Origin of the sequence: Pseudomonas sp. P108, assembly GCF_032613195.1 — a bacterium.
Taxonomy (GTDB): domain Bacteria; phylum Pseudomonadota; class Gammaproteobacteria; order Pseudomonadales; family Pseudomonadaceae; genus Aquipseudomonas.
This window is the reverse complement of sequence record NZ_CP126691.1, coordinates 3,965,866-3,989,369: the sequence shown is the minus strand read 5'-3', so window position 1 is coordinate 3,989,369 and position 23,504 is coordinate 3,965,866. Positions and strand designations below refer to the sequence as shown.

Annotated in this window: 19 protein-coding genes; 10 read left to right on the top strand and 9 right to left on the bottom strand. The window is 59.6% G+C overall.

Features of this window, described 5'->3' with window-relative positions; translation table 11 throughout:
• Nucleotides 1-22: 22 nt before the first annotated feature.
• Nucleotides 23-1,306 (top strand): arsenic transporter, encoded by a 1,284-nt coding sequence (locus QOM10_RS17370; RefSeq protein ID WP_160040733.1) that lies wholly within the window; start codon nt 23-25, stop codon nt 1,304-1,306.
• Nucleotides 1,307-1,436: 130 nt separating this feature from the next.
• Here the strand turns inward: QOM10_RS17370 and QOM10_RS17365 are convergent, their stop codons facing one another.
• Nucleotides 1,437-2,387: a DUF1853 family protein gene (locus tag QOM10_RS17365; protein ID WP_316916621.1), complete on the bottom strand. Its 951-nt coding sequence runs from the start codon at nt 2,385-2,387 to the stop codon at nt 1,437-1,439.
• Nucleotides 2,388-2,502: 115 nt separating this feature from the next.
• On the opposite strand from QOM10_RS17365, the gene QOM10_RS17360 reads away from it, so the two are divergent.
• The 6 genes from QOM10_RS17360 to pepN are packed head-to-tail and all read left to right on the top strand — an operon-like array spanning nt 2,503 to nt 9,018.
• A complete protein-coding gene (locus QOM10_RS17360; protein WP_003224174.1) occupies nt 2,503-3,393 on the top strand; it encodes an NAD(+) kinase in 891 nt (296 codons plus the stop codon).
• Nucleotides 3,393-4,364, top strand: a complete 972-nt coding sequence (locus QOM10_RS17355) for a metallophosphoesterase (protein ID WP_150776082.1) — start codon at nt 3,393-3,395, stop codon at nt 4,362-4,364. The genes QOM10_RS17360 and QOM10_RS17355 overlap by 1 nt, the downstream gene beginning before the upstream one ends.
• Nucleotides 4,361-5,230: a rhomboid family intramembrane serine protease gene (locus QOM10_RS17350; protein ID WP_316916620.1), complete on the top strand. Its 870-nt coding sequence runs from the start codon at nt 4,361-4,363 to the stop codon at nt 5,228-5,230. The genes QOM10_RS17355 and QOM10_RS17350 overlap by 4 nt, the downstream gene beginning before the upstream one ends.
• 32 nt (nt 5,231-5,262) lie before the next feature.
• Nucleotides 5,263-5,523 (top strand): YeaC family protein, encoded by a 261-nt coding sequence (locus tag QOM10_RS17345; protein WP_007919229.1) that lies wholly within the window; start codon nt 5,263-5,265, stop codon nt 5,521-5,523.
• Nucleotides 5,520-6,350, top strand: a complete 831-nt coding sequence (locus QOM10_RS17340) for a DUF2797 domain-containing protein (RefSeq protein ID WP_316916619.1) — start codon at nt 5,520-5,522, stop codon at nt 6,348-6,350. Before QOM10_RS17345 ends, QOM10_RS17340 begins: the two co-directional genes overlap by 4 nt.
• Before the next feature lie 10 nt (nt 6,351-6,360).
• Nucleotides 6,361-9,018: an aminopeptidase N gene (gene pepN, locus QOM10_RS17335; RefSeq protein WP_316916618.1), complete on the top strand. Its 2,658-nt coding sequence runs from the start codon at nt 6,361-6,363 to the stop codon at nt 9,016-9,018.
• A 401-nt stretch (nt 9,019-9,419) separates the two neighbouring features.
• Here pepN and katG read toward each other — a convergent pair whose 3' ends face one another.
• Nucleotides 9,420-11,690: a catalase/peroxidase HPI gene (gene katG, locus QOM10_RS17330; protein ID WP_316916617.1), complete on the bottom strand. Its 2,271-nt coding sequence runs from the start codon at nt 11,688-11,690 to the stop codon at nt 9,420-9,422.
• Nucleotides 11,691-12,025: 335 nt separating this feature from the next.
• On the opposite strand from katG, the gene QOM10_RS17325 reads away from it, so the two are divergent.
• Nucleotides 12,026-14,062, top strand: a complete 2,037-nt coding sequence (locus QOM10_RS17325) for a TonB-dependent receptor (protein WP_316916616.1) — start codon at nt 12,026-12,028, stop codon at nt 14,060-14,062.
• Nucleotides 14,063-14,144: 82 nt separating this feature from the next.
• Here the strand turns inward: QOM10_RS17325 and QOM10_RS17320 are convergent, their stop codons facing one another.
• Nucleotides 14,145-16,355 carry an LTA synthase family protein gene (locus tag QOM10_RS17320; RefSeq protein ID WP_316916615.1) on the bottom strand — a complete coding sequence of 737 codons (2,211 nt, stop codon included), beginning with the start codon at nt 16,353-16,355 and terminating at the stop codon, nt 14,145-14,147.
• 407 nt (nt 16,356-16,762) lie between these two features.
• Here QOM10_RS17320 and QOM10_RS17315 point away from each other — a divergent pair, with 407 nt between their 5' ends.
• On the top strand, nt 16,763-17,779 hold the full coding sequence (locus QOM10_RS17315) for an ABC transporter substrate-binding protein (protein WP_127928543.1): 1,017 nt from the start codon (nt 16,763-16,765) through the stop codon (nt 17,777-17,779).
• A 33-nt stretch (nt 17,780-17,812) separates the two neighbouring features.
• Here the strand turns inward: QOM10_RS17315 and QOM10_RS17310 are convergent, their stop codons facing one another.
• The 3 genes from QOM10_RS17310 to QOM10_RS17300 form a co-directional block, all read right to left on the bottom strand.
• Nucleotides 17,813-19,282, bottom strand: a complete 1,470-nt coding sequence (locus QOM10_RS17310) for an alkaline phosphatase D family protein (RefSeq protein WP_316916614.1) — start codon at nt 19,280-19,282, stop codon at nt 17,813-17,815.
• Nucleotides 19,283-19,457: 175 nt separating this feature from the next.
• Nucleotides 19,458-19,655, bottom strand: a complete 198-nt coding sequence (locus tag QOM10_RS17305; protein WP_093430734.1) for a helix-turn-helix transcriptional regulator — start codon at nt 19,653-19,655, stop codon at nt 19,458-19,460.
• Complete coding sequence (locus tag QOM10_RS17300) at nt 19,652-20,026, bottom strand: hypothetical protein (protein WP_127928539.1); 375 nt, start codon at nt 20,024-20,026, stop codon at nt 19,652-19,654. The genes QOM10_RS17305 and QOM10_RS17300 overlap by 4 nt, the downstream gene beginning before the upstream one ends.
• A gap of 234 nt (nt 20,027-20,260) precedes the next feature.
• Between QOM10_RS17300 and QOM10_RS17295 the strand changes: the two genes are divergently transcribed.
• On the top strand, nt 20,261-20,758 hold the full coding sequence (locus QOM10_RS17295; RefSeq protein ID WP_316916613.1) for a hypothetical protein: 498 nt from the start codon (nt 20,261-20,263) through the stop codon (nt 20,756-20,758).
• A gap of 79 nt (nt 20,759-20,837) precedes the next feature.
• Here the strand turns inward: QOM10_RS17295 and QOM10_RS17290 are convergent, their stop codons facing one another.
• The 3 genes from QOM10_RS17290 to QOM10_RS17280 form a co-directional block, all read right to left on the bottom strand.
• Nucleotides 20,838-21,317 (bottom strand): copper chaperone PCu(A)C, encoded by a 480-nt coding sequence (locus QOM10_RS17290; RefSeq protein WP_127928535.1) that lies wholly within the window; start codon nt 21,315-21,317, stop codon nt 20,838-20,840.
• Nucleotides 21,317-21,922: an SCO family protein gene (locus QOM10_RS17285; protein ID WP_008079652.1), complete on the bottom strand. Its 606-nt coding sequence runs from the start codon at nt 21,920-21,922 to the stop codon at nt 21,317-21,319. Before QOM10_RS17285 ends, QOM10_RS17290 begins: the two co-directional genes overlap by 1 nt.
• 157 nt (nt 21,923-22,079) lie before the next feature.
• A complete protein-coding gene (locus QOM10_RS17280; RefSeq protein ID WP_316916612.1) occupies nt 22,080-23,474 on the bottom strand; it encodes an efflux transporter outer membrane subunit in 1,395 nt (464 codons plus the stop codon).
• Between the last annotated feature and the right edge of the window lie 30 nt (nt 23,475-23,504).

Below are 23,504 nucleotides of genomic sequence, written 5' to 3'. Positions count from 1 at the left end.
CACTCTTTGAAGGCTGTTGCGGATGCTCGCTGCGTCACTGATTTTCCTGCTGACCATCACCCTTGTCATCTGGCAACCCAAAGGCCTCGGCGTCGGCTGGAGTGCGACGCTGGGCGCAGTACTGGCGCTGATTTTCGGTGTCGTCCATCTCGGCGATATCCCGCTGGTGTGGCAGATCATCTGGAATGCCACTGGCACTTTCGTCGCACTGATCATCATCAGCCTGCTGCTCGACGAGGCGGGGTTCTTCAACTGGGCCGCATTGCACGTGGCGCGCTGGGGGCGGGGCAGCGGGCGCAAGCTGTTTGCCTTCATGGTGCTGCTCGGCGCGCTGGTGTCGGCGCTGTTTGCCAACGACGGCGCGGCACTGATTCTCACGCCGATCGTGATTTCGATGTTGCTGGCGCTGCGCTTTTCCCCGGCGGCAACCTTGGCCTTCGTGATGGGCGCGGGGTTTATCGCGGACACCGCAAGCCTGCCGCTGGTGGTGTCGAACCTGGTCAACATCGTTTCGGCGGACTTCTTTCACATCGGTTTCAACCGCTATGCAGCAGTGATGGTGCCGGTCAACTTCGTCAGCGTCGCGGCGACGCTGGGCATGTTGCTGTGGTTTTTCCGCCGCGACATTCCATCGACGTATGACCCTGAGCAACTCGAGCATCCAGAGACCGCGATCCACGACAAAGCCACGTTTTATGCCGGTTGGGCGGTGTTGGTGATCTTGCTGATCGGTTGCTTTGCGCTGGAGCCGCTGGGCATCCCGATCAGTGCGATATCCGCGGTGTGTGCCGCGTTGCTGTTGGGCATCGCCGCTCGCGGCCACAAGATTTCCACGCGCAAGGTGATGAAAGAAGCGCCGTGGCAGATCGTGATTTTCTCGCTGGGCATGTACCTGGTGGTCTACGGCCTGCGCAATGCCGGACTGACCGGGTATCTGGCCGGTTGGCTGGATGTCTTCGCCGGTCATGGCGTCTGGGGTGCGGCAATGGGCACCGGGGTGCTGACGGCGTTGCTGTCGTCGATCATGAATAACTTGCCGACGGTGTTGATTGGCTTGTTGTCGATCGATGCCAGTCAGGCCAGCGGAGTGGTCAAGGAGGCGATGATCTATGCCAACGTGATTGGCAGTGACCTGGGGCCGAAGATTACCCCGATTGGCAGTCTGGCCACGTTGTTGTGGCTGCATGTGCTGGAGCGCAAGGGCATTCACATTGGCTGGGGCTATTACTTCCGGGTCGGGATTGTGTTGACGGTGCCGGTGTTGTTGGTGACGTTGGCGGCTTTGGCTGTGCGGCTTTCGCTCTAGACCGAGGTGGCCCATTCGCGAGCAGGCTCGCTCCCACAGGGGGATGTATCGCCTCTCTTTACATTTGAAATGCAGTCCAAATGTGGGAGCGAGCCTGCTCGCGAAGAGGCCGGGTCAGGCACTAAAAACTTCAGGCCTGGCCGGGGACATTTGGCCAAAGATCCGAGACCAGAAACAACCGCTCCGCTTCTTCCCATTCCCCCCGCGCATTCTCGGTCAGGCGCACCATCAACTGCGCCGGGGCCAGCGGTTCAAGATCATTCAGCCAGATACGTAAATGCTCCAAAGTCCAGGTCTGATCCGCCGGATAATGCGCCGGCGCCAGCCAGGCGTGGCGGGGCAGGGGTTGCCAGCGTCCGGCCGGGCGTTGCGCGACAAACGCCGGCCAATCCTTCTGATGCAACCAACTGCCGCGCAAATGCTGCGGATGCGCACCGTTCGGTGATTCAGCCTGTCCAGGCCACGGATACAACAAATAACCGCCCAGCCACAGTTGCGCACTGAACACCTCGATATCCAGCGCCGCCAGCACTTCGCGACTTTCCGGACGCGCCGAGATTGGCAACTGATGTTCGGCCAGATGCGCCAGTTTACGATCGAGCCGATCATGACAGCCCGGCCCCAGCCACTGCGCCGCATCACGACCGTCGCCATTCTGCGGGCCGAGATAAAGCTTGATCGCCAGCTCCAGGTGATGCACGCCATCGCGGTCACGCAGCAGCATGTCCAGTTCGCCGAGGGTGTGGCCCTCGCGGCGGATCGGCAGGTTGGCGGCGATCAGCTCGATGCCCGGTGCATGCTCCACGGCAAACTGCCACAGCCGCTCGTAATACAGGCCCAGGCGCCGCGTGCGTGCCTGCGACAACCAATGCAGCAAGCCATAACTGTCGCGGTCGAGCTGGCGCAACCAGTGTTCCAGTCGCTCTGGATCGTGCACCCAGTCGCTGCCCGCCAGCGGATGACGCTGCGGCCACGGTGTGGTGGCGAGCATCGGCGGGGCGAGGATCACCCACGCCAGATCGCGCACTTCCGGATGGCGTAATTGGTGGGGCAACTGCAGCAAGTCAGGAAATAGGATCATCTTGCGAGCATAGCCGTAAACACGAGCGCACCCTTGAGGCTGAAAGGATTTTGTCTAACCGGCGCTTTCGCCCATAATCGGGTTTTTCGCGTTTTCGATTGTCCGCAGAGGTCCCATGGAGCAATTTCGTAATATCGGCATCATCGGTCGCCTGGGCAGTTCCCAGGTGCTGGATACCGTCCGCCGACTGAAACGGTTTCTGCTCGATCGTCACCTGCATGTGATCCTCGAAGACACCATCGCTGAAGTGCTGCCGGGCCACGGCCTGCAAACCTCGTCGCGCAAGATGCTCGGTGAAGTCTGCGACATGGTCATTGTCGTCGGCGGTGACGGCAGCCTGCTCGGCGCCGCGCGAGCGCTGGCCAAACACAATATTCCGGTGCTCGGTATCAACCGCGGCAGCCTCGGTTTCCTCACCGATATTCGCCCGGACGAGCTGGAAGTCGAAGTCGCCAAGGTGCTCGACGGCCACTATCTGGTGGAAAACCGCTTCCTGCTGCAAGCCGAAGTGCGCCGGCATGCCGAGGCCATCGGCCAGGGCGATGCGCTCAACGACGTGGTGCTGCACCCGGGCAAGTCGACGCGGATGATCGAGTTCGAGCTGTACATCGACGGCCAGTTCGTCTGCAGCCAGAAGGCCGACGGCCTGATCGTCGCCACGCCGACCGGTTCCACCGCGTACGCGCTGTCTGCCGGCGGGCCGATCATGCACCCCAAGCTCGATGCCATTGTGATCGTGCCGATGTACCCCCATATGTTGTCCAGTAGACCAATTGTGGTCGATGGCAACAGTGAGCTGAAAATCGTCGTGTCGAAAAACATGCAGATTTACCCGCAAGTCTCCTGCGACGGGCAGAACCATTTCACCTGCGCGCCGGGCGACACCATCACCGTCAGCAAAAAAGCGCAGAAGCTGCGCCTGATTCACCCACTCGATCACAACTACTACGAAGTCTGCCGCACCAAGCTCGGCTGGGGCAGCAAGCTGGGCGGTGGAGGCGACTGATGCTCGATCCCGCGCGCAGTTATGACCTGATTGGTGACGTGCACGGATGCGCCCTGACCCTCGAACACTTGCTGGACCGTCTCGGTTATCACAAGCAGGGCGGGGTCTGGCGGCATCCATCGCGCATGGCCGTGTTCGTCGGCGACATCATCGACCGAGGCCCGCGCATTCGCGAGGCGCTGCACATCGTCCACGACATGGTCGAGGCCGGTCAGGCCTTGTGCATCATGGGCAACCACGAATTCAACGCACTGGGCTGGAGCACGCCCGCGCTACCGGGCAGCGGCAAGCAGTTCGTCCGCGAACACACGCCGCGCCATGCGCGCCTGCTGTATGAAACCCTGACCCAGTTCGAAGACCATCCCGGCGACTGGCACGATTTCCAGCGCTGGTTCTATGAGCTGCCGTTGTTTGTCGACGCCGGGCGTTTCCGCGTCGTCCACGCCTGTTGGGATGCTGGCCTGATCGAACCGCTGCGCGCGCTGTTCCCCAATGGCTGCATCGATGAACACTTCCTGCAGGCCTCCGCGGTTCCGGACAGTTTCGCCTGTACCGTATTCGACCGCTTGTTGCGCGGCACCGACATGCGCCTGCCGGATGGTCTGACCATGACCAGCGGCGACGGTCTGGTTCGCTCGTTCTTCCGCACCAAGTTCTGGGAAGACGATCCGAAAACCTACGGCGATATCGTTTTCCAGCCGGATGCACTGCCAGACCCGGTGGCGCAGAAGCCGCTGACCTCCAGCGAAAAAAACAACCTGCTGCGCTACGGCGTCGACGAGCCGTTGCTGTTCGTCGGCCACTACTGGCGTAGCGGCAAACCGGCGCCGATCCGCCCGAATCTCGCGTGTCTGGATTACAGCGCGGTGCTCTACGGCAAACTGGTCGCCTATCGTCTGGATCAGGAAACACGTCTGGATCCGCATAAATTTGTCTGGGTCGATGTCGAGCGGCCGGAGGTGCTGCAATGAGTGCGGTAGCGGTATTGCGTCTGCCGTTGGCGGTGGACTTGAGTGGTTTCGTCAAGCTGCTGCAACGCATGCAGGTCCCGCATCGGGTCAGCGAAGAGGCCGGCGAACAAGTGCTGTGGGCACCGGCGGAAATCAGCGAAGACGTGCGCTCCTTGTACGAACGCTTCCCGGCGGGTGATCCCGATCAGCAAATGGACATTCCCGTCGCGCCGACCTTCAAGCGGCCGAGCTTCGCCGAGCAACTGAAATACGCCAAGGCCACCGGGTTCATCCTGTTGTTGTGCCTGATCGTTGGCGGATTGACGTACCTCGGTGAGAACCTGCAAACCCTGCGCTGGCTGACTTTCCTCGATTTTCAGGTAGTCGGCGAGTACATCCATTTCACACCATTGGCCGACAGTCTGGCGGCAGGGCAGTGGTGGCGTCTGGTCACGCCGATGCTGATCCACTTTGGCATCCTCCACCTGGCCATGAACGGCATGTGGTACTGGGAGCTGGGGCGGCGCATCGAGTCGCGCCAGGGCAGCATCAACCTGATCGGCCTGACGCTGCTGTTCAGCCTCGTTTCCAACTACGCGCAGTTTGTCTGGAGCGGCGCGACCTTGTTCGGTGGTCTGTCCGGCGTACTTTACGGCTTGCTCGGGCATTGCTGGATCTTCCAGCTGCTGGCGCCGAACCCGGCCTATCGTCTGCCGCGTGGTGTACTGGCAATGATGCTGATCTGGTTGTTGGTGTGCATGTCCGGGCTGATCTCGGTGATCGGCTTCGGCGAAATCGCCAACGCCGCGCATGTCAGCGGGTTACTCATCGGATGCTTCACCGGTTTGTTGGGCGGTTTGTATAACCGCCGTAAACTGGCCGCCTAAAATTTCAGTAGATAAAGAGCACGGAGACCCTGATGTCCTCTTTTAACGACATGATCAACAACATTACCCCGGACATCTACGAGAGTCTGAAACTGGCCGTGGAAATCGGCAAATGGTCCGACGGTGGCAAGCTCACCGCCGAACAGCGCGAACTGTCGCTGCAGGCGATGATTGCCTGGGAAATCCAGAACCTGCCGGAAGACCAGCGCACCGGTTACATGGGCCCGCAGGAATGTGCGTCGAAGTCGATCGAAGTGCCGAACATCCTGTTCAAGTCGGATGCCATCCATTGATCGAGATTGGCCGCGGTGCAATCAGCAAAATGTCGGCGCGCCTGGACGGGCCGAACGTGCAATACGCGTTTCGTCTGGATGACGTCGAGGTGCCGGTCAACCCGTTGATCGGCACCACGGTGCGTCTGGAATACCTGGGGGCGATCCACTGCACCCATTGCGGGCGCAAGACCAAAACCAGTTTCAGTCAGGGTTACTGCTACCCGTGCATGACCAAACTGGCGCAGTGCGACCTGTGCATCATGAGCCCGGAGCGCTGCCACTATGACGCCGGCACCTGTCGCGATCCAGCGTGGGGCGAGCAGTTCTGCATGACCGATCACGTGGTTTACCTGTCCAATTCGTCGGGCATCAAGGTTGGCATCACTCGTGCTACGCAACTGCCGACTCGCTGGATCGATCAGGGTGCGTGTCAGGCATTGCCGATCATGCGCGTCTCGACACGGCAGCAATCGGGCTTCGTTGAAGACCTGTTCCGCAGTCAGGTGGCTGACAAGACCAACTGGCGCGCGTTGCTCAAGGGCGATGCGGCGGCGGTCGATCTGGCGCAGGTACGTGACCAGTTATTCGAAAGCTGCGCCGAAGGCCTGCAAGGTTTGCAGGAGCGATTCGGCCTGCAGGCGATTCAGACCATTGCCGATGTCGAACCGCTGGAAATCCGCTATCCGGTCGAGCAATACCCGGCCAAAATCGTCAGCTTCAACCTGGACAAGAACCCGATTGCCGAAGGCACGTTGTTGGGGATCAAGGGCCAGTACCTGATCTTCGATACCGGCGTGATCAATATTCGCAAGTACACGGCTTATCAGCTCGCCGTGCATAAATAAGGACTCCAGCATGCGCACCGAACAACCGAAGATGATTTACCTGAAGGACTATCAGGCGCCCGAGTACCTGATCGATGAAACTCACCTGACCTTCGAGTTGTTCGAGGATCACAGCCTGGTGCACGCGCAGTTGGTCATGCGCCGCAACCCGGCACGTGGCCCGGGCCTGCCGCCGCTGGTGCTCGATGGTCAGCAGCTGGAGTTGCTCTCGGTGACCCTGGCCGATAAAGAACTTGGCGCTGCTGACTATCAATTGTCCGAGAATCATCTGACCCTGCAGCCGACCACGGAGACGTTCACGGTCGACACCAGCGTCAAGATCCACCCGGAAACCAACACCGCACTGGAAGGCCTGTACAAGTCCGGCACGATGTTCTGCACCCAGTGCGAGGCCGAAGGTTTCCGCAAGATCACCTATTACCTCGACCGCCCGGACGTGATGAGCAAGTTCACCACCACCGTGGTCGCCGAACAGCACAGCTATCCGGTGCTGCTCTCCAACGGCAACCCGGTCGCCTCGGGCCCGGGCGAAGACGGCCGGCACTGGGCAACCTGGGAAGACCCGTTCATGAAACCGGCGTACCTGTTCGCGCTGGTGGCCGGTGATTTGTGGTGCGTTGAAGACAGCTTCACCACCATGACCGACCGCAACGTCGCATTGCGCATCTACGTCGAACCGGAAAACATCGACAAGTGCCAGCATGCGATGACCAGCCTGAAGAAATCGATGCGCTGGGACGAAGAGGTTTACGGTCGCGAGTACGATCTGGACATCTTCATGATCGTCGCCGTCAACGACTTCAACATGGGCGCGATGGAGAACAAGGGTCTCAACATCTTCAACTCCAGCGCCGTGCTCGCTCGCGCCGAAACCGCCACCGACGCTGCACACCAGCGCGTTGAAGCAATCGTCGCCCACGAATATTTCCACAACTGGTCGGGCAACCGCGTGACCTGCCGCGACTGGTTCCAGCTGTCGCTGAAAGAAGGCTTCACGGTGTTCCGTGATTCCGGCTTCTCCGCCGACATGAACTCGGCCACGGTCAAGCGCATTCAGGACGTGGCGTACCTGCGTACCCACCAGTTCGCCGAAGATGCCGGTCCCATGGCTCACGCTGTGCGCCCGGACAGTTTCATCGAGATTTCCAACTTCTACACCCTGACCGTTTATGAGAAGGGTTCGGAAGTGGTCGGCATGATCCATACCTTGCTGGGTGCCGACGGCTTCCGTAAGGGCAGCGATCTGTACTTCGAGCGCCATGACGGCCAAGCGGTGACGTGCGACGACTTCATCAAGGCCATGGAAGATGCCAACGGCGTCGACCTGAGCCAGTTCAAGCGCTGGTACAGCCAGGCCGGCACACCGCGTCTGGCGGTGAGCGAGTCGTACGACGCCGCTGCGAAAACCTACAGCCTGACCTTCCGCCAGAGCTGCCCGGAAACCCCGGACAAAGTTGAAAAACTGCCGTTCGTGATTCCGGTCGAGCTCGGCCTGCTCGACAGCAAGGGCAACGAAATTGCCCTGCGTCTGAGCGGTGAAGCGTCGGCGCAAGGCACTACTCGCGTGATCTCGGTGACTGAAGCCGAGCAGACCTTCACTTTCGTTGACATCGCTGAACAGCCGCTGCCTTCGCTGCTGCGTGGTTTCTCGGCGCCGGTGAAACTGAGCTTCCCGTACAACCGCGATCAATTGATGTTCCTGATGCAGCACGACAGCGACGGTTTCAACCGCTGGGATGCCGGTCAGCAACTGTCAGTGCAGGTGCTGCAAGAACTGATTGGCCAGCAGCAGAAGGGCGAAAGCCTGAAGCTTGATCCGCGTCTGGTCTCGGCACTGCGTACGGTGCTGTCGGACGAATCGCTGGATCAGGCGATGGTCGCGGAAATGCTCTCGCTGCCGGGTGAGGCGTACCTCACTGAAATCAGCGAAGTGGCTGATGTGGATGCGATCCATATCGCCCGTGAGTTCGCGCGCAAGCAATTGGCCGAAGGGTTGTTCGAGGCACTGTGGCTGCGTTATCAGGCCAACCGTGATCTGTCGAAGCAAACGCCGTACGTCGCCGAAGCCGAGCATTTCGCCCGTCGCGCGCTGCAGAACATTGCGCTGTCGTACCTGATGCTCAGCGGCAAGCCGGAAGTACTGGCGGCGGCGCTGGAGCAATTCGAAAGCGCCGACAACATGACCGAGCGCCTGACGGCGCTGGCGGTGTTGGTGAACTCGCCATTTGAAGAGCAGAAAGCGTTGGCGCTGGCCAGTTTCGCCGAGCACTTCAAGGACAATCCTCTGGTCATGGATCAGTGGTTCAGCGTGCAGGCCGGCAGCACTTTGCCAGGCGGTCTGGAGCGCGTGAAAGCGTTGATGCAGCACCCGGCGTTCAACATCAAGAACCCGAACAAGGTGCGTGCGCTGGTCGGCGCGTTTGCCGGGCAGAACCTGATCAACTTCCACGCGGCGGATGGCTCCGGCTATCGCTTCCTCGCGGACCTGGTGATCGAGCTGAACGGCTTCAACCCGCAGATCGCTTCTCGCCAATTGGCGCCGCTGACTCGCTGGCGCAAATATGACGATGCGCGTCAGGCGTTGATGAAAGGCGAGCTGGAGCGGATTCGGGCGTCGGGGCAGTTGTCGAGTGATGTGTATGAGGTGGTGAGCAAGAGTCTGGCTTGATGGTGGATTGGAGTCGGTGTTCCAGCTGTGGACTGGCCCTCACCCTAACCCTCTCCCAGTGGGAGAGGGGACTGACCGAGGTGTCTTTGCGCTATACGCAGACCTGAAAGTCCGAGTCGAACTCAGGATCTGAAAAGCCCCTCACCCTAACCCTCTCATGGTGGGAGAGGGGACTGACTGAGGTGTCTTTGCGCTATACGCCGACCTGAAAGTCCGGAGTCGAACTCAGGACTTGAAAAGCACGAAGATCGGCTCCCTTTCCCCTCGCCCCCTTGGGGGCGGTCCGACGTTTCGGGAGGGCTGGGGTGAGGGGGTTAGATTTATGCATCAACACAACTCCCCAAGCCGTACGCACAAAAAAACGCCGCATTAACCAATGCGGCGTTTTTATTGACTAAAAGTTACTTCAGGTCGAAACGGTCGAGGTTGGTGACCTTCGTCCACGCCGCAACAAAGTCCTTAACGAACTGCTCCTTCGCATCCGAACTGGCATACACCTCAGCCAACGCCCGCAGCTGCGCATTGGAACCAAACACCAGATCAACCCGCGTCGCTGTCCACTTCACGCTGCCGGTTTTACGGTCGCGTCCTTCGAACTCATCCGCATCCCTCGAAGTTGGTTTCCACTCCACCCCCATGTCCAGCAGGTTGGTGAAGAAGTCATTGGTCAGCGCCTCGGTCTGCGAAGTGAACACGCCATGCCGGGTCTGCCCGACGTTGGTGTTCAACACCCGCAAACCACCCAGCAGCACAGTCATTTCCGGCGCCGTGAGAGTCAGCAGTTGTGCCTTGTCGATCAGCAGTGCTTCGGCCGAAACGGTGTATTTGCCTTTGCTGTAGTTGCGGAAACCATCGGCAATCGGTTCAAGGAAGCCAAACGAGTCAACATCCGTTTGCTCTTGCGAGGCGTCCGTACGCCCCGGATTGAACGGCACGGAGACGGAGTGCCCGGCGTTTTTCGCTGCTTGCTCAATCCCGGCATTGCCCGCCAACACGATCAGGTCTGCCAACGAGACTTTTTTGCCAGCGCCGCCGCCATTGAACTCGCCCTGAATGCCCTCGAGGGTTTGCAGCACTTTGGCCAGTTGCTCGGGCTGGTTGGCCTGCCAGAACTTCTGCGGCGCCAGACGCAGGCGACCGCCGTTGGCGCCGCCGCGTTTGTCTGAACCGCGGAACGTCGAGAGTGCCGCCCAGGCGGTGGAGACCAGTTGCGACACCGACAAACCCGAGGCAAGCACTTTGCTTTTCAGCGCAGCCGCGTCGCTGTCGTCGATCAACGCGTGTGTCACATCAGGAATCGGGTCCTGCCACAGCAGCTCTTCGTTCGGCAGTTCCGGGCCGAGGTAGCGCGACAACGGGCCCATGTCGCGGTGGATCAGTTTGTACCAGGCGCGGGCGAAGGCGTCGGCCAGTTGATCCGGGTTGGCGAGGAAGCGCCGCGAGATCTGCTCGTAAGCCGGGTCGAAACGCAGCGCCAGGTCGGAGGTGAGCATGGTCGGCGAAAGCTTTTTGCTCGGATCATGGGCATGGGGAACGGTTCCGGCACCAGCGCCGTTCTTCGGAATCCACTGATGCGCACCCGCAGGACTTTTGCTCAGCTCCCACTCGAAACCGAACAGGTTTTCCAGGTAGTTGTTGCTCCACTTCGTCGGTGTGGTCGTCCAGGTCACCTCCAGACCGCTGGTGATGGTGTCGCCACCCTTGCCGGTGCCGAACGCGTTGCGCCAGCCGAGGCCCTGTTCTTCGAGGCCGGCCGCTTCCGGTTCCGGCCCGACGTTATCGGCAGGGCCGGCGCCGTGGGTTTTACCGAAGGCGTGACCGCCGGCGATCAACGCCACGGTTTCTTCATCGTTCATGGCCATGCGGCCAAAGGTTTCGCGGATATCGTGGGCTGAAGCGACCGGGTCAGGATTACCTTCCGGGCCTTCAGGGTTGACGTAGATCAGGCCCATTTGCACCGCTGCGAGCGGGTTTTCCAGATTGCGTTCGCCCTGATCGGTGCGGCTTTCTTCTTTGCCGTGCAAGTCGGGCTCGGCGACCAGCGTGCCGTCACCGGGCTCCTGCATGGCGGACTTGTCTTTGCCGTAACGGCTGTCGCCGCCCAGCCATTCGTGTTCCGAACCCCAGTAGACGTCTTCGTCCGGCTCCCACACATCGGGGCGGCCACCGGAGAAACCGAAGGTCTTGAAGCCCATGGATTCCAGCGCGACGTTACCGGTCAGAACGATCAGGTCGGCCCAGGAAATGTTGCGTCCGTATTTCTGTTTGATCGGCCACAGCAGGCGGCGGGCCTTGTCGAGACTGACGTTGTCCGGCCAGCTGTTCAGCGGCGCAAAACGTTGCTGACCGGAGCCGGCGCCACCACGGCCATCGGCGGTGCGATAGGTGCCGGCGCTGTGCCAGGCCATGCGGATGAAGAGGGGGCCGTAGTGGCCAAAGTCGGCCGGCCACCAGTCCTGGGAGTCGGTCATCAGCGCGTTGAGGTCTTGTTTCAGGGCTTGAAAGTCGAGGCTCTTGAAGGCTTTGGCGTAGTCGAAGTCCTTGCCCAACGGATCGGACTTGGGGGAGTGCTGACTCAGGATTTTCAGGTTGAGTTGATTCGGCCACCAGTCACGGTTCGTCGTACCACCACCGGCGGCGTGGTTGAACGGGCATTTCGATTCGTTTGCCATGTTCGGGTCCTTATCAGGTCTGCTACGGCCGGCTCGTGCCGACTTCGGACTAGTAAGGCTAGACCCGACTTGGAGAGTCAGCTAATAGGCCGACTATTGGAGGCTGATAGGCAAAGTCTTTCAGCGTTTTTCGGAGCACTTCACGGATCAGCCGATAGCGGCTGCCTGCTTGAAACAGGCGTTTTTGAGCCTCTGCAAAAAAACAAAAAGTGAAAATCGGGATGACAGGAAGAAATGTTATTGTATAACATAAAATTCGTTTCATTCTGTTTCTACCAGCGTTAAAGCAAAACGCTGGCAGCGATTCTCACTTTTCAGCGCATGGAAATTCTGCAATGCCTGCCCGTTCTAAACCCTTGCAACGACGCCTCAATCCGTTGGCCGCCGCGCTGCTTTTTGCATCCCCGGTGTTCGCCGCTGAAACCCTCGAACTGCAACCGCAAGTCATCACCGGCAATCCGCTCGGCAGCCAGGCACTCGCTTCGCCCTCGACCGTTCTCAGCGGCGACGACCTCACCTTCCAACAGAAGGGCAGCCTCGGTGAAACCCTGAACAAGCAACCCGGCGTGTCCTCGTCGTACTTCGGGCCTGGGGCGAGCCGGCCGATCATTCGCGGTCAGGACGGTGATCGCATCCGTATCTTGCGCAATGGCGTCGGCGCGCTGGACGCCTCGTCGCTGTCTTATGACCATGCCGTGCCGCTGGACCCGGTCAACGTCGAGCGCGTGGAAATCGTCCGTGGTCCGGCAGCGCTGCTGTACGGCGGCAGTGCCATTGGCGGGGTGGTCAACACCTTCGATAACCGCATTCCGACCGAGGCTATCGACGGCATCCATGGCGCCGGTGAGTTGCGCTACGGCGGTGCCGACACCACGCGTAGCAGCGCCGGCAAACTCGAGGCCGGTAACGGACAATTCGCCCTGCACCTGGACGCCAGCGCCCGCGAGTTCAATGATCTGAAAATCCCTGGTTACGCGAAAACCGCTGGCGAACGCGCAAACGACGACGGTGACTCGAAAAAGCATCGACTGGCCAACAGCGATGGTCGCCAGGACGGCGGCGCGGTCGGCGGGTCGTATACCTGGGATGACGGATACGCTGGCCTGTCCTACAGCAACTACGACTCCAACTACGGTTCGCCCGCTGAACAAGACGTGCGCATCCGCATGCAACAGGAGCACTACGCCTTCGCCTCGGAGATCCGCAATCTCGATGGGCCATTCAGTTCGATCAAGCTGGATGCGGGCTACACCGATTACGAACACCGCGAAATCGAAGGTGGCGAGGTCGGCACGACGTTCAAGAACAAAGGTTACGAGGCGCGGGGCGAGGCTCGGCACCAGCCGTTGGGGCCGTTCAACGGTGTAATCGGTGCGCAGGTCAGCCGCAACGAGTTCTCGGCACTCGGCGAAGAAGCATTCGTGCCGCAGACCGATACCGATGCCGCTGCGCTGTTCATTCTGGAAGAGTGGCAAGCCACCGCCCGACTGCTGTTCACCCTCGGCGGACGCCTTGAGCACACCACGGTCGACCCGGACGCCAAGGGTAACGAGCGCTTCGCCAACGCCGATCGATCCAGCAGTTTCACCGCTGGCAGTCTGTCGTCCGGTGCGGTGTACACGCTGACGCCGATCTGGTCGGTGGCCGCGACGCTGGGCTACACCGAACGTGCGCCGACATTTTATGAGCTGTACGCCAACGGAGCTCACGTCGCGACCGGCACTTATGAAGTTGGCGATGCCGGGCTGTCGAAGGAAAAAGCCGTGTCCAGTGACCTGGCGCTACGTTTCGACAATGGTACGCACAAGGGCAGTGTCGGTGTGTTCTACAGCCACTTCTCCAATTACATTGGCTTGCTCGGCACGGGCCGAACGCTGAATGACGAGGGCGAAGAGGATGCCGACGGCATCCCTGAATACACCTACTCCGGCGTGCGGGCGCGCTTCAGCGGCATTGAAGCCCAGGACCACTGGAAACTCGGCGAAAGCGCCTACGGCAAGTTTGCGTTGGAGTTGTCCGGCGATTACACCCGCGCGAAGAACCTCGACACTGGCGAAGACTTGCCACGCATCGCGCCGCTGCGGTTGAACACCGGGCTGCTGTGGGAACTGGACAAGTGGCAGGCGCGCATCGATGTCGAACACGCCAGTTCACAACATCGCGTGCCGGACAATGAAAGCAGCACTGACGGCTACACCACACTGGGCGCCAATGTCGGGTATCACTTCGATGTCGGTCAGAGCCAATGGCTGGCCTTCGTCAATGCCGAGAACCTGACCAATCAAACCGTGCGTTATGCCAGTTCGATCCTGCGCGACATTGCGCCGGCAGAAGGGCGCAGCATTCAGGTCGGCTTGCGCACGACGTTCTGATAATCACTGAAGGCTGCGATCTTTTGATCTCTATTTTAAAAGCAATAGATCGCAGCCTGCGGCAGCTCCTACACGGGCGTGATCAGGTGGATTGAGCGGTGTCATCCTCCGGCACGTCGTCAAGAATGTCCTCTTGCCCCGGCAATTGAGTGATCACACTGAAGTCCGTCACTTCAACTGCGCCCAATCCATACCCCAGCAAATGGAAAGAAAACGCTTTGCGCTCTTGCGGGTTGTCGAAGCTGAAGTTCATTTCCAGTGGTTGCTCGGCGGTTGCGACCATCTCCTGCGGCAGACCGATCTGCACGTCCTGTTCAAACTCCTTGGCCTTGAGCTGAATGTACGCTGCCTGTTGCGGATCGACTGAGCGTACGGTCAGACGCACGCGGGTGTGCGAGCCTTTGGGCATTTCCAGGTACTGCGCGCCGATCAGGTTGTCGGCCCAGTCATCCTTGATCTGCGCTTGCAGCGGGATGACGTTGGTGCTGCCGAATTGATAACGATGATTGAGCGGCGTGCGCAGCAGTGACAGGTCGAGGGCATTGGCACGAGCGGCGATCTGCCGGGCCGGGTGACCGCTGTAGTTGCCTTTGTACGTCGCGCTTTCGGCAATGAAACCGGCGCTTTCGTAGTAACGGCAGCGGCGCGGCATGTCGCACTCGGAGAAGATCCCCTGACCGTTGTGATAACGCAGCTTGCCGTTGGTGAACGACATGATTTCGCGGCCGCTGTCGTAGTCGCGAAACAGTGAACGACCGCTTAGCGCGGAAGGCACCGGCAGGTCGAAGTAGTCGAGGATCGAGGTGCTCAGATCGACGTGACCGTAGACGCCTTTGTTCAGTCGCGGCAGCTGTTCATGCTCCGGCGCCAGGGTCAGATTGAAGCCCCACGACGAGGCCAGTCGCACGCCGTCGATGCCGTGGGATTCGTCCGAGGTGATCACCACCAGCGTGTCTCTCAGAACGCCCTGACGCTCGAGGCCGCTGAGGAACTGTTGCAGCGCATCGTCGAGATAACCGACAGCGGCCTGTTTCGGCGTTTCGTAGCGCTCCAGATATTCCTCGGGCGCGGAGTAGGGCTGATGGGTGCCGACGGTCAGCAATGTCAGCATCCAAGGCTTTTTCTGCTTTTTCAGTTGGCCGACGTAATCGAGCGCGCCCTCGAAGAACGCCTTGTCATCCTTGCCCCACGGGAACTCCAGATAGTTGCTGTTGCTGAACCACTCCAGGCCATGAGTCGCATCGAAACCGATGTGCGGCATGATCTTGTCTTTGGCCATGAAACGCAGGCCGGCACCTTGCAGATAGTGCGTGCTGAAGCCGTGCTCACGCAGTTGCGCCGGCAGGCAGGCCTGATTGCGCTCGTTGAGGGTGAGCATCTCCACGCCTTTGGGCGTGCCGTTGTTGAGCTTGTCGTAATCGCCGCAGAGCATGGAGTACAAACCGCGAATGGTCTGGTGCGTATGCAGCACGTAATCCGGGGTGTTCATGCCGCGCTCGGCCCAGCGGCTGAGGTTGGGCATCAGGTCTTCCTGATAATGACTGCCGATGGCTTCGCGGTTGGCGCGAATGTAGGCACCGGGAATGCCTTCCAGCGCGATGATCAGCACGTTGCGCGCCTGCCCCGGCGCGGCCAGCAGTTGCTGCCCGTTGAGGTCGACGTCGGTGAGCCCGGCCATGGCCGGCGCGGGTTCTTCGACATCGCCGTCCAGCCATTCCTCGGCCTGAATCTGCAGATCGGCCACTTCAGTCGCCAGCAACTGGTGCGGCAGGTTGTACTGGCGCCACGGATCCGCTTCGCTCGGCCACAGGTTTTGCGCGCCCCAGTGCGCGGCGAACAGTACCAGCGGCGCACCCCAGACCGCTCGGGGCAGGGGCGGACGCGGCATGCCACGGCCGGCAAATTGGGTCAGCAGCCAGAACATCAGAGCCAGCAGCAAGGTGATGCCCAGCGCCGGGTGCGCCAGCCCGCCACCCGTGGAGTTCTCCACGAACTGCGGATCGATCAGGTAATGAATATCCGAAGGCGTCGGCAGACGCCCGACGGCGCTGACCAGTTCAGCGGTCGCCACGGCCAGCAAGCCCCAGAACACCAGCACCGGCAAGGCCAGCCACCACGCCCGGCGATGCAGCAAAACCACCAACAGACTGCCGATAGCCAGATCCGACACATAGCCCAGCGGCGTTGACCAGCCCAGTGCCGCACGCAGGTACACCGGCACAATCAGCACGAGAAAGATCAACGAAAAGAGGCGGGCATGCGGCTGCCGCAACCGGTTAAAAAGAGCGCTCACAAAAAAGACCTTCCAGCCATTAAATCGTCATAAAAGTGTGCGCGATGATACCAAGGGTGGGCTGTCTGATCGCCCTTTTAAACGCTCAACTGAGGCGCTGGTGCGCGAGCTTTCAAAGGTGATGTCGCGTCTGCAGCCCTGACCGGCCCTCGGGTCAAACGGCAATCGGCGATATTGCCACCGACGGATTTATTGTTTCAGGCTGTTTAAGCCACCAAACCATCACCGGTATCCAATGGAGGAGTTGCGCAACGCTGCGATCTTTTCAAACCTCAGAATCAAAAGCCCGCCGCCTCGGTTCGCTCAACAACCCGTGCTATCGATATGCGATAAAGATATTTAATTTATGTTTTTTATATCTATAAAGTCAGGCCTTTCAGCAAACCACCCCATGCTGCGAGGTTGTCATGGCCACACCGTTCAAACGTTCCGCACTGACTCTGTTGGCCGCTTCTCTCGCGGCGAGTGCCTTGTTCAGCACCGGCGCTCAGGCTGAAGGCAAGATCAGCATCGCCCAGCAATTCGGCATCGGTTACCTGATTCTCGATGTAGTGCGCGATCAGAACCTCATCGAAAAACACGGCAAGGAGCAGGGCCTCGATATCAAGGTCGACTGGAACAGCATTTCCGGTGCCACGGCGATGAACGAAGCGCTGCTCACCGGATCGCTCGACGTGGTGTCTGCCGGTGTGCCGCCAATGCTCACCGTGTGGGATCGCACCAAAGGCAAACAGAACGTCAAAGCCATTGCCGCGCTGGGTTCGATGCCCAACTATTTGCTGACCAACAATCCAAACATCAAGACGCTCAAGGACTTCACCGACAAGGACCGCATTGCCGTACCGGCCGCCGGTGTCGGCTTCCAGTCGCGCACCTTGCAGATCGAAACCGCCAAGGAGTTCGGTGACGCGCAATACAAAAAGTTCGACGACATCTCAGTCAGCCTGCCGCACCCCGATGCAACGGCGGCGCTGATTGCCGGCGGCTCGGAAATCAACTCGCACTTCTCCAGCCCGCCGTTCCAGTATCAGGCCCTGCAGAATCCCAACGTGCACAAAGTGTTGAGTTCCTACGACGTACTCGGCGGCCAGGCGACGTTCAACGTGCTCTACACCACAGAAAAATTCCACGACGAAAACCCGAAGACCTACAAGGCGTTCTACGACGCTTTGGCTGAGGCTGAGAAAATCATCAAGGCCGACAAACCGGCGGCGGCTCAGGCGTACATTCGTGTCGAGCAGTCGAAGTTGCCGCTGGCTCTGGTCGAGCAAATCGTCAAGGACCCGGAAATCGATTTCACCGTGGTGCCGCAGCGCACCTTTATTTATGCCGAGAAATTGCAGGAACTGGGCGTGCTGAAGAACAAGGCCGACAGCTGGAAGGATTACTTCTTTGAAGAGGCGCATGGTGGGGCCGGTAGCTGAAGAACCCGGCCCGGTGCAGGGGATTTCCGGAACTCAACCGGCAGGCTCGATCAGTCGCGTAATGGGGTGATCGTGCCCCTCGACGTGCCATTTCACCCACAACCGATTGCGCCCGTCGGAACTTTTGTCTGGCTCGATGGACAGCCAGTTACGACTGGCAATCAGGCAATTTCCGTCGTATCCAATGGCTTGCATCTCGGCAGTAAGGTCGGTGTCGATCTTTTCCCGGGTACCGGTGATCGTTTCCAGGCTTCTGATCGTCAGCACAGGCAGAGGAGGATGGACGATGCCGGTTGAAATCAGCTGATGGATGACTTCTGCACCATTGTCGATATGCCGGGGGTTGGCCGAACGAATGACGCTGGCGGCCGCTACATGCACATCCCCGGAGACAATGGTGACTTTGCACTTCGCCAACTTGGCGAAATCGAGCAATCCATTGATCAGTTGCTTACGCTCGTTTTTGTGCGGCTGATGGCGCCAATGGTCCCGGAAATCATCCTCCGGCCCGATCTCCCCCGGAATCCATCCGATCAGGGCCTCAAGCAGCGCAAGGTTGACGAACGATACCGGAACGCTGGAGATGAACAGCAGGTGTGAAGGTTTGCTGACCGTCAGGCTTTTGATCCAGGTAAACATCTGCGAGATGCTTTTTTGCGACATGATTTGCGTGGGCTGTTTGAGCTGGCCGTTTCTGCCTTTGATGTCGGGCGCACGTTCAGACCTGAGGTCGGGAACGACAATGGCGAGGCCACCGAGGCCTTCAAAAGCGAAAGTATGCCCTTGACGAGTAATCGCTCCCGGGCGGCTCTCGGTTTCGTCAACCTGTAATTGGTAGAGACGAAAATAATAACTGGCAATGCGGAACAGCCCCTGGTGTACAGGACTTTCATGCAGGGCCTGGGGATAGGATCCCCAACCGTCAATGATGTCGTGATCGTCCCACATCATCAGGGTCGGAACGCTACTGAGCATGTTCAGTATCTGAGGTCTGGCCCAGTATCGCGGATAAACACTGGCGAAAAACTCGTCTGCCTGAATCTCCATTTCGTCAGTCCACAGAGTGTCATCGCGATTCCAGGAGAACTGTTTGTACCATTCATTCAAGGGGCCTTGAGTCTGTAACAGTTCATCGCTGTAAATCTGATCGCCTCCCATGACCAACAGATGGTACTCGGCTTGTTTGTGGGTCTGCGCGAGATGACTCCAGCGTTCGGCATAGCGATCTGCCAGAGAATTCAGGTATTTGACGTCCGACACACCGTTGCACGAGGTGTAAGCGATGCGGGGAGCCTGATCCAGAGGCGGGACGTGAAAGGAGCCCGACACATCTCCCAAGTCATAGTCGATCTTCAACTGCGTTTTACTTTGCTGGATCTGCATGTCCAGTCGCCAGACGGCCATGCGCGGTTTGATCAAAGGAATCCGGGCAATCCGTTTGATCGTCGGATTGTGTGCCTGCGCGACCTGCGTAGTGGGTGCCGGTGCGTTGAGGTCTTGCACCAGCAGGGCAGATACACAGTATTACTGATTCTGAATACCGCGAAAGCTCAAAACCGGGCCAAAGGGACTCATGTTGTCGTCCTCGCTGACAATAGAAAAACGGATGCCACGCAATGCCGTGGTGTCACCGAGCGTAGTCCGTTTTTGCAAGTAGCGAGGACGCGAGGGGAGCGTTTCAGTTCATGCCATCATCAAAAATGCTTTCGATTGATAACTCGAACGCCCGGGCAATCTGAAAGGCCAGTGGCAGACTCGGGTCGTAGCGTTCGTTTTCTATAGCGTTAATCGTCTGACGCGATACGCTCAGGCGTTCAGCCAGATCGACCTGCGACCATTTGCGCTCGGCGCGCAATTCCTTGAGGCGGTTTTTCATTGGTAGCGGCGCCGCGCAATGTGCAGGCCGACAATCCACATCAGCCCCATCACCGGCCACACACACGTCCACGGGATATGTGGGGCGCCAACGTTTTCCAGAAAACCGTAGCTGAAGGTCAACAATGCCGAGGCGGCGAAGGCAAACCCCAATGCTTCGAACTGGATGCGCAAATGCATTTCGTCCATGCGCCGCATATTGCGCACAATGGCCCAGCACATCAGTCCCGCCGGAATGACCGGCGTCAGTGCGACGGCCGAGCGCAGCACGATGGGGGCGTCCATCAGGTATTGCGAGGCAATCAATGAGGCTGTCAGTACCAGCATGTAGATGATTAATGCTGCGCCCAATTCGAGGTAGTAGCGGTTCATTCTTTACTTCCTATGTAAAAGACCCTTTACATGGTCGCCGAAGATTTGTCCGATGTAAAGCACGCTTTCCATCATGGCTGGTAGCCTCGAACAGACTCATGCCGGAGGATTTTCGCCTAGGTCTGCAGCTAAGGGGCACGCTTTCTGGACAGCGTAATAACCACTCAGTAGCATTCGAGCCCAACGGATTATCCCTTCGCACGTCGTCCGACGTGCAACGCTCAAGGAGTCGGCATGCGCGACACCCCCATCGACCAAAAACGAACGGTCGTGACCCAGGTCAACGGCGAGATTCACTATGAAGCCCAGATCAGTTTCAGCTCCATGTCGCTTGTCGATGGCGAAATTCGGGTGCATCGTGCTGAAGGCAATCAGCTAGACATTCCGGTGGCCGGCGCGGACTTCGCTTGGCGCATTGATCTGGATGGCGTGCACAGAGTACCGGTGACGCAGGCAGCGATTGAACCGGTTGAATCGCTGCCTGCCGATGACAGTCTGAAGTTGTTCAACTCGAAAACCGTGTGGATCACACTGGCGCTGTGGTTCTTCGTCAGTTCGGTGTTCGGTTGGCTGGGGATTGTGGTGGCGGGCGGATATTTCGCTTACCACTGGCGTCAGGTGGCACAACGCAAGGAACAGTTGTCCAAGGCGCCCATAGATAAAACCGTGACCCGTTCCGGCTCGGGGATGTCACGGGAAAGCGTGCGCAAGGCGTTGGCCCGCAAGCGTTAATACTGCGCAGATCAAATACAAAAAAGGGGCGGCCTGATCATCGATCAGGCCGCCCCTTTTTTATTGCCGCTCAGTCAGATCAGTGCATTTTGCTGTGATCGTGACCTTCCATGTTGGTCAGCGCACGAACCGGCGCTTTGACTTCGATGGTTTCTTTCTCGCCCTTGGCGTTTTCCACGGTCAGGGTCAGCGGCACGCTTTCGCCTTCCTTCAGCTGACCGGTCAGGCCCATCAGCATCACGTGGTAGCCGTTCGGATCAAGCTTGACCGCTTTGCCGGCTGGCAGCTCGACAAACTTCACCGGGCCCATGCTCATGACGTCGTTCTTCATGGTCATTTCGTGGATCTGCACGTCTTTGGCCGCTGGCGTCGCGACGCTGAGCAACTTGCTGTCGCTGTCGGCGGTGAGGGTCATGAACGCGCCGCTGGCGGACTGGGTCGGCACGGTGGCACGGACCCAGGCGTCATCGATTTTGGTCGCTGCGGTCGCCTGGAATGCCAGACCCAGCAGAGAAAGACCGATGACAGCGCGTTTGAGGTGGTTCAAAACAGGTTGCATCAGCAAACCTCCATAACAGTAAGCAAATCTTCCGTGCATTGTTCTGCCGAAAGCGAGGTGGACAGACCCAGGCGTAAGCCGCCGTTGGAGTCGTAAACGTAACTGGTGGCAGTGTGCGAGATGGTATAGGTGTCGCCGGCCGGGACTTTCTCGTAGAACACGTCGAATTCCTTGGCCGTGGCCGCGGTTTCCTCAAGCGTGCCGTACAGCGCAACGAAGGTCGGGTCGAAGGCTTTCATGTAGGCGTCGAGGATTTCCGGCGTGTCGCGCTCGGGATCGAGGCTGATGAAAATCACCTGCAAACGGTCGCCATCAGCGCCCATCAGCTTCTTGATTTTGGCCGCGCGGGCGAGGGTGGTCGGGCAGACTGCCGGGCACTGGGTGAAGCCGAAAAACACCATCGGCATCATGCCGCGAAAGCTCGACAGCGTCATGGTTTCGCCGTCGGTGTTCTTCAGTTTGAAGGTACGTCCCATGATCTTGTTACTCAGATCCTTGCCGTACTTGTACGACAGTTGGCCGCGGGTGTCGCAGCCGGCGAGCAGGCCGAGCCCGAGCACGCCCATTCCCGCAAGCACCTTGCGGCGAGTCAACAAAGCCGTCATCTAATACCGCCTTTTGCAGCCCGTCAGTCAGCAGGACTGGCGGGGGGTTAACCGTAAAAGCGGCGCATGATACCAAACTGAGGGCAGAGGCCGGCCACGGATCGCCGCACGGTGCAGGATCGAGCGACAAAAGGTGTAAGAAAAAGTGACGACGGACTCACTGCACCCGCGAATCCTCAACGCTCCAGCCGCCGCCCAGCGCGGTGTACAGATTGACCTCGGCGACCAGTTGCGCGAGGCGATCGGTGATCAGACCCTGTTGCGAACTGAACAGCGAGCGCTGCGCATCGAGGAATGTCAGGCTGCTGTCGACACCGTTCTGATAACGGTTCTGCGCCAGGTTGTAATAGGTCTGCGTGGCCTGGACCAGATCGCGCTGCGCCTGCAATTGCTGCTGATACGTGCTGCGTGCGGCGAGACCATCGGCGACTTCCTGAAAGGCGGTCTGAATCGATTTTTCGTATTCGGCCACCGCGACGTCTTTCTGCAACTTCGAATAATCCAGGCTCGCGCGCAGGCTGCCGGCGTTGAAGATCGGTAGGCTGATCTGCGGCTGAAAGGTCCAGGCCCCGGAACCTGCGCCGAACAAGCCGGAAAGGTCTCGACTGGAGGTGCCGGCATTCGCCGTCAGGCTGACACTGGGGAAAAACGCCGCCCGCGCTGCGCCGATATTGGCGTTGGCGGCTTTGAGTTTGTATTCGGCCTGGAGAATGTCCGGGCGCCGTTGCAGCAGATCCGAAGGCAGCCCGGCGGGCAGTTGTTGCACCAGATCGCTGGCCAGCGGACGGCCGGGCAGGGCCTCGGGCACTGGCGCGCCGACCAGCAACGTCAGGCTGTTCAAGTCCTGCGCGACCTGCCGCTGGTAGCGCGCCAGATTGGCCCGTGAGCTGTCGACGCTGGTCTGCGCCTGGGCCTGCTCCAGCGCCGACGACTTGCCAGCCTCGCGGTTGCGCGTGGTCAGGTGCAGGCTCTGCTCATCGGCGGCGAGGGTGTCGCGGGTCAGTTCCAGCAGTTCCTGATCGGCGCGCCAGGTCAGGTAGGCGTTGGCGACGTTGGCCACCAGACTCAACTGCGCACTGCGCCGCGCTTGTTCGGTGGCCAGCCACGTTTGCAACGCCTGTTCGCTGAGGCTGCGCACGCGACCGAAGAAGTCCAGTTCATAGGCGCTGATGCCGAGGTTGGCCGAGTACGTCGAGTTGATCAGCGCTTTACCCTGGGTCACGCTCGGCGGCATCCGCTGGCGTAACTCGTTGGCGTTGGCGGACACCGCCGGGAGCAGGTCGGCGCGCTGAATGCGGTATTGCGCCTGAAAGGCTTCGACGTTGAGAGCCGCCACGCGCAGGTCGCGGTTGTTGACCAAGGCGCTTTCAATCAGCTGTTGCAGCGCCGGGTCGGTGAACAGCGTGCGCCAGTCCTCGTTGCTCGTGGCCGCTTGCGTTGCTGTCGGATACTGCGCGGCACTGGGTGAAACGGGCCGCTGATATTCGGGAATCAATGAACAACCGCCCATCAGTACCGCGATGGACAGCAGGGAAAGTCGCAACGTCAACATCGAACTGCCTCATGCATATAAAGAGCGTTG